This is a genomic window from Alcanivorax sp. HI0083 (assembly GCF_001635175.1).
In genome coordinates, this window is sequence record NZ_LWFX01000460.1 from 1 (window position 1) to 406 (window position 406).

The 406-nt window shown below is 58.4% G+C and carries 1 pseudogene; it reads left to right on the plus strand.

The annotated features are described in order from the left end of the window. Nucleotides 1-406 (plus strand): annotated as a pseudogene (locus tag A3754_RS04705) (succinate--CoA ligase subunit alpha); the annotation flags it as partial.

Consider the following 406-nt stretch of genomic DNA (forward strand, 5'->3'; position numbering starts at 1 on the left):
GGCAGCCAGGGCACACTCCACTCTGAACAGGCCATTGAGTATGGCACTCAGATGGTGGGTGGTGTCACCCCGGGTAAAGGCGGCCAGACGCACCTGGGCCTGCCGGTATTCAACACCGTGGCAGAAGCCGTGGCTGAAACCGGCGCCACCGCCAGCGTGATTTACGTGCCTGCACCGTTCTGCAAGGACTCCATTCTGGAAGCTGCAGACGCCGGCATCGAACTGATCGTCTGCATTACTGAAGGGGTTCCTGCACTGGATATGCTTTTCGTCAAAGAGTATATCTCCCGCATGGACGGCGTTCGTCTGATCGGCCCGAACTGCCCTGGGGTAATTACTCCGGGTGAGTGCAAGATCGGGATCATGCCGGGCCATATCCACAAACCTGGCAAGGTAGGCATTGTCT